At 70.7% G+C, this 5,699-nt stretch carries 6 protein-coding genes; 5 read left to right on the top strand and 1 reads right to left on the bottom strand.

All coding sequences use genetic code 11. The features are described from left to right. Nucleotides 1-189 precede the first annotated feature (189 nt). Nucleotides 190-1,176, bottom strand: coding sequence for a cyclase family protein (locus tag KDL01_RS38660; protein WP_212533690.1), 987 nt, complete (start codon nucleotides 1,174-1,176; stop codon nucleotides 190-192). 357 nt (nucleotides 1,177-1,533) lie between these two features. Here KDL01_RS38660 and KDL01_RS38655 point away from each other — a divergent pair, with 357 nt between their 5' ends. The 5 genes from KDL01_RS38655 to KDL01_RS38635 form a co-directional block, all read left to right on the top strand. Further along, nucleotides 1,534-2,826: a cytochrome P450 gene (locus tag KDL01_RS38655; RefSeq protein ID WP_212533689.1), complete on the top strand. Its 1,293-nt coding sequence runs from the start codon at nucleotides 1,534-1,536 to the stop codon at nucleotides 2,824-2,826. Continuing rightward, entirely contained in the window at nucleotides 2,826-3,038 is a 213-nt protein-coding gene (locus KDL01_RS38650; RefSeq protein ID WP_212533688.1) for a ferredoxin, read from the top strand. The genes KDL01_RS38655 and KDL01_RS38650 overlap by 1 nt, the downstream gene beginning before the upstream one ends. Next, nucleotides 3,035-3,427: a Zn-ribbon domain-containing OB-fold protein gene (locus tag KDL01_RS38645; RefSeq protein ID WP_212533687.1), complete on the top strand. Its 393-nt coding sequence runs from the start codon at nucleotides 3,035-3,037 to the stop codon at nucleotides 3,425-3,427. The genes KDL01_RS38650 and KDL01_RS38645 overlap by 4 nt, the downstream gene beginning before the upstream one ends. Before the next feature lie 15 nt (nucleotides 3,428-3,442). Further along, complete coding sequence (locus KDL01_RS38640; RefSeq protein WP_212533686.1) at nucleotides 3,443-4,591, top strand: thiolase family protein; 1,149 nt, start codon at nucleotides 3,443-3,445, stop codon at nucleotides 4,589-4,591. After that, the coding region (locus tag KDL01_RS38635) for a CaiB/BaiF CoA transferase family protein (RefSeq protein WP_212533685.1) at nucleotides 4,588-5,699 on the top strand (1,112 nt) is incomplete at its 3' end. The genes KDL01_RS38640 and KDL01_RS38635, both read left to right, overlap by 4 nt.

Below are 5,699 nucleotides of genomic sequence, written 5' to 3'. Positions count from 1 at the left end.
TGGGCTGGGAGATGTGTATCAGAGACAGGGGGCAGGGGGCACGGACGCCGCGGCGGACCTGCGGCCGGGTACGGCAAAGGTCTGGCACCGACCCGGTCTCCCCGGGCCGGCGCCAGACCTGGGCCGTGACTTCGAACCATCGCCGGGGCCGTGGCGCTGGTTCGAAGACACGGCCTCGTCGACGGCGGATCAGTACAGCAGGAGCGGGTTGATCAGCACGCCGGTGGAGCGGTGGATCGCGGTCGGTGCGGCGACGAGCAGGCCGGTGCAGGTGCCCGCGGCCTTGAGCGCGGCGACGGCGGGGCCGAGCAGGCAGTTGTCCACCAGGCACAGGCCGATCGCGAAGATCAGGTTGTGCACCTCGAGCGCGCCGCTCGGGCTGTTGCGGGCGTCGTGGAAGTCCCACAGCACCAGGCCGGGGTCGCGCGCGGCGATCCACTGCGAGCCGTCCTGGCCGATGCCGGGGCGGCGCACGGCCGCGGCCCCGCTCGGGTACACGTGCCCGGCCGCCTCGTAGCGGTCACGGCCCTGATAGATGATCAGCGCGTCGCCGGGTTCGAGTTCGACGCCGGTGGCGGCCAGCGCCTTGTCCAGGTCCGCGCCGGTGACGGGCTCCTCGGCGGTGATCCAGTCCACTCCGCGCGCCGCGGCGACGTCGAGCAGCACGCCGCGGGTGGCGATGCCGTGCTGCGCCCAGTTCACCATCGTGTCCTCGTCGGTCTGCGAGGCCTCGGCCGGGATCGGGCCGTGCCAGCTCGCGTCCGCGCCGATGTGCGCGAGCCCGTCGAGGTGGGTGTTGTGCACGCCGTGCGCGTCGTACCTGATGACGTCGCCGCCGTGGGCGGAACGGCCGTGAATGCCGACCCGTACTTCGAGTTCGACGTCGTTGTGGCCGGTCGGCAGTTCCTTCACGCCCAGCCGCTGCCAGTCGCGCTTCTCCGCGTCGGCGGCCTCGCGCCCCGCGGCCAGCCGGGCCGGGCGGGTCTCCACCTCGCGCTCGAGCGACACGGCCCGGCCGAGCTTCACCTGGGCGACGCCGCGCAGCCGGGCCGCCTCGTCGATCAGCGCCACCGAGCCGCGGCACCGCACGCCCTCGAGGTGGCGCGCGGCCTCGTGCGTGCTCGCGATCTCGCGTACCCACGGGGCAAGCGGGTCCGGACCGAGCTCGTCATTCATCTCGTACTCCATGTCTCCCAGGGCTCGTCCCTGAGCCGGGTGCGACGCGCGTGGCTCGGCCGGGCCGAGAGCCTGATACGTCTAACGGAACGCAAAATTCATACAACGAAACACTGGAGGGATTGTGCCCCGGTTTCCGGGCGCCTGTCAACGACTCCGGCCATCCCGAGCGAGCAGCGGAGGACGCCCTCACTCCTTGACACCCAGCGTGGGCGGGATCATCCTAGGGGCACCGCACAAGCGTACGACTGTTCTGTTTAACAATACGCCGGAAAGGCGGCCGAGCGTGCGGGCTCGGCCGCCAGACGGCGCGGGCCTCCAGAGCCGGCGGCCCAGGCAGCAAGAAGAGGGGTACCGATGAGCACCGTGGAGATCGACCCGACGGAGATCGACTACTTCACCGATGCCGCGGTGGCGGCTGACTCGGTGCCGTACTTCGACCACATGCTCGCCCACCATCCGGTGTGGCGGGAGTCGAAGTACGGAGTCGTCATCGTCACCGGATACGAGGAGGCACTGCAGGTCTACCACCAGCCCGAGGTCTACTCCTCGATCAACCGGACCGGCGGGCCGGTGCTCGACCTCCCGGTCGAGCTGGTCGGCGATGACCTGACCGATCTGCTCGAGCAGTACCGCTCGTCCTTCCCGACGAACGATCAGATCGTGACGTTCGACCCGCCGATGCACACGGACCACCGGGCGCTGCTGATGGGTCTGATCACGCCCAAGCGGCTCAAGGAGAACGAGGAGTTCCTCAAGCTCACCGCGGACCGCTTCCTCGACGAGCTGCTGCCGCAGGGGCACTGCGAGTTCATCTGGGACTACAGCAAGCGCTACGCCGTCCTCGCCGTCGCCGACCTGCTCGGGGTCCCGGAGTCGGACCACCCGATGCTCATCGACCTGCTCGCCACGCGTCAGGGTCCGATGCTCGGCAACCTCAAGCTGCAGACGGCCCACCACAACAGCCTCGAGCGGCTCTACGACTACTTCGTCGAGAAGATCGAGCAGCGCCGGCTGAGCCCGACCGAGGACATCCTGACCGGCATGGCCGTGGCGACCTTCCCGGACGAGACACTGCCCGAGCCGATCCAGGTCGCCCGGATCGCCTCGAACCTCTTCGCCGCCGGCAACGAGACCACGGTGCAGCTGCTGGGGATCTCGCTCGCCCGGATCGCCGAGGACCAGGCGCTGCAGGACCTGCTGCGGCAGAACACGTCGCTGATCCCGAAGTTCATCGAGGAGACGCTGCGGCTGGAAGCCCCGATCAAGGGCTCGTTCCGCCTCACCAAGGTCGCCACCAGCATCGGTGGCCTCGACCTGACGCCCGGCACCGTGGTGATGCTGCTGCACGGCGCGGCCGGCCGGGACGCGCGGATCTTCGAGAACCCGTCCGAGTTCATCGTCAACCGCGCCAACGCCCGCCAGCACCTCGCGTTCGGCCGCGGCATCCACACCTGCCCCGGGGCGCCGCTCGCCCGCGCGGAGGCGGTGTTCTCGATCCAGCGCCTGCTCGAGCGCACCGAGCGCATCTGGATCTCCGAGGAGCAGCACGGGCCGGCCGGCGAGCGTCGCTGGGACCTGATGCCGAGCTACAAGTTCCGCGGGCACAACCGCCTCCACCTCGAGTACACCGAGCGGAAGGCCGACTGATGGCGGACGAACTCACGATCGACCGGGACCGGTGCATGGGATCCGGGCAGTGCACCTTCTACGCCCCGAACACCTTCGACCTCGACGACCTGAGCATCGCGGTGGTCACCGACCCGCACGGCGACAGCGAGGAGAAGGTCCAGATGGCGATCACCGTGTGCCCGACCCGGTCCATCGCCCGCGCCGCCGCAACCCACGAAGGAGCGCAATGACCGTCCACACCGAGGCACCGGTCTCGGCCACGATCGCCGACCTGGAGAGCGACGGCCTCCTCGGCACCTTCCCGCAGGGCCGCCGGCTGGTCGGCACCGTGTGCGACCACTGCGGCCAGAGCATGATCGGCACGCGGATCGTGTGCAGCCGCTGCGTCGGCCGCGAGGTCTCCCGGGTCGCGCTGCCCACGACCGGGACCCTGTACTCCTTCACCCGGCTGCACGTCGGGGGCGAGGGGGTGCGCGTCATCGGCTACGTCGACCTCGACGGCGACGTGCGGACGCTGGCCGACCTGCGCGAGGGCGGCACGCCGTTGCGGCCGGACACGCGCGTCGAACTCGGGGTCGAGGGCGACGACTGGTTCTTCGCGGCCGCCGCCGGCGAATGAGGAGAGGAAATCCCCATGACTGACTCAGCGTTCGCCGTCTCCGCGGCGATGATCCCGTTCGGCAAACACCGCAGCTCCTCCTACGTCGGGCTCGCGGTCTCGCCCCTGATCGACGCGCTGCGCACCGCGGGCGTGCAGAAGTCCGACGTGGACGCGGTCTACGTCGGCCACTCCTACGGCGGCATGATGACCGGCCAGCGGATCACCAAGGAGATCGGCCTCGGCACCGTCCCGACCGTCAACGTGGACAACGCCTGCTCCAGCGGCGCCACCGCGATCCACGAGGCCTACACCGCGATCGCGCAGGGCCTGATCGACGTGGCCGTGGTCATCGGCGTGGAGAAGCTGACCCAGTTCGGCGGCGGGACCCTCCCGCTCTCGCCGGAGGACCGCGAGGTCAAGCAGGGCATCGTCATGCCGGCCGTCTACGCGATGCGCGCGACGCGCTACCTGTACGAGACCGACGCCACGGTCGAGGACCTGGCCCTGGTCAGCGTCAAGGCGCGCAGGCACGGTGCGCTCAACCCGTTCGCGCAGTTCCGCCAAGAGGTCACGGTCGAGCAGGTGCTGGCCGCGCGGCCGGTCGCCGATCCGCTCACCCTGCTGATGTGCTGCCCGACCGGGGACGGGGCCGCGGTCGTCGTGCTCGCCTCCGAGCGCGCCCGCAACCGCCTCGGCTCGCCGCGCGGCATGCGCGTGGCCGCCTCGGTGCTGCACTCGGGCCAGGTCGAGGAAGGCTTCCGGGACATGACCAAGCCGGAGATCTCCTACCAGTCCGCGCGCGACGCCTACGCCCAGGCCGGGATCGGCCCGGACGATCTGGACATGATCGAGCTGCACGACGCGTTCTCCATCGCCGAGCTCGTCTACTACGACGCCTTCGGCCTGACCGAGAAGCAGAGCGCTGTCTCGCTGCTGCGCGAGGGCCGCACCACCTTCGGCGGCGACGTGGTGGTCAACCCGAGCGGCGGGCTGCTGGCCAAGGGACATCCGGTCGGCGCCAGCGGCGTGGCCCAGGTGGCCGAGGCGTTCTGGCAGCTGAGCGGGCAGGCCGGGGCGCGCCAGATCGAGGACGCGCGCTGGGCCATGACGCACGTGACCGGCGGCGGCACGGCGGGCCTCGACCACGGCGCGTGCACCATCCACATCTTCGAGGCGGCATGAGCGCCGGCCAGCGTCCGCCCCTGGAAGGCCTGCGGATCATCGATCTGACCACCTTCCTGTCCGGGCCCTCGGCGACGCAGCTGCTCGGGGACCTCGGCGCGGACGTCATCAAGGTCGAGTCCCTCGACGGGGATTCGAGCCGGGCGATCGTCGGCCCGACGGTGCTCGGCGAGAGCGCCTACTTCCTGGCCAACAACCGCAACAAGCGCAGCATCGCGATCGACCTGAAGTCCCCGCGCGGCCTCGAGGTGTTCCAGCGCCTGCTCACCGGCGCCGACATCGTCATCGAGAACTTCCGCCCCGGCGTCACCGCGCGGCTCGGCATCGATCCGGAGACGGTCCTGGCGGATCGGCCCACCCTGATCTGGGCCTCGATCAGCGGGTTCGGGCAGGACGGGCCGCTGCGCGACCGGCCGGCCTACGACATGGTCGTGCAGGCGATGAGCGGCGTGATGAGCCTCAACGGGCATCCCGGCGCCCCCGCCGCGCGGCTCGGGATCCCGGCCGGGGACGTGGTGGCGGGCCTGTACGCCGTCATCGGCATCCTCGCCGCGGTGCAGGCGCGGCACGAGACGGGCCGGGGCCGGATCATCGACGTCTCGATGCTGCGCGGCCAGCTCGCCATGCTCTCGTATCAGGCCTTGTACACCTACCTGAACGGGGTGGCCCCGGGGCCGCAGGGCGCCGGCCACGACTCGATCGCGACGTACCGCTCCTTCCGCGGCGCGGACGGGCGCGAACTCGTCGTGACGGCCAACACGCCGCGCATGTGGGAGGGCCTGTGCCGGGTGCTCGGAGTCGAGGACCTGATCGTCGACGAGCGCTTCGTGGACGCGGCGAACCGGCTGCGGCACAAGGAGGAGCTCTGGGCGATCCTGGAGGCGCGGTTCGCCGAGCGGGCCGCGGCCGAGTGGGTCGATCTGCTCTCCGCCGCGTCCGTACCGGTCGCGCCGGTCAAGAACGTGCTCGAGGCGCTCGAGGACGCGCGGGACGCCGCGGACGGGAGCCTGGTCGTCGTGGCGAACGAGCAGGCCTGCTTCACGAACGTGGCGACGCCGATCCGCTTCGTGGACACCGCGCAGGTCACCCCCGGTTACCCTGTCTCTTA

This window comes from Actinospica durhamensis (assembly GCF_018139695.1).
GTDB classification, from domain to species: Bacteria; Actinomycetota; Actinomycetes; order Streptomycetales; family Catenulisporaceae; genus Actinospica; species Actinospica durhamensis.
This window is presented reverse-complemented; position numbering and strand designations above follow the sequence as displayed.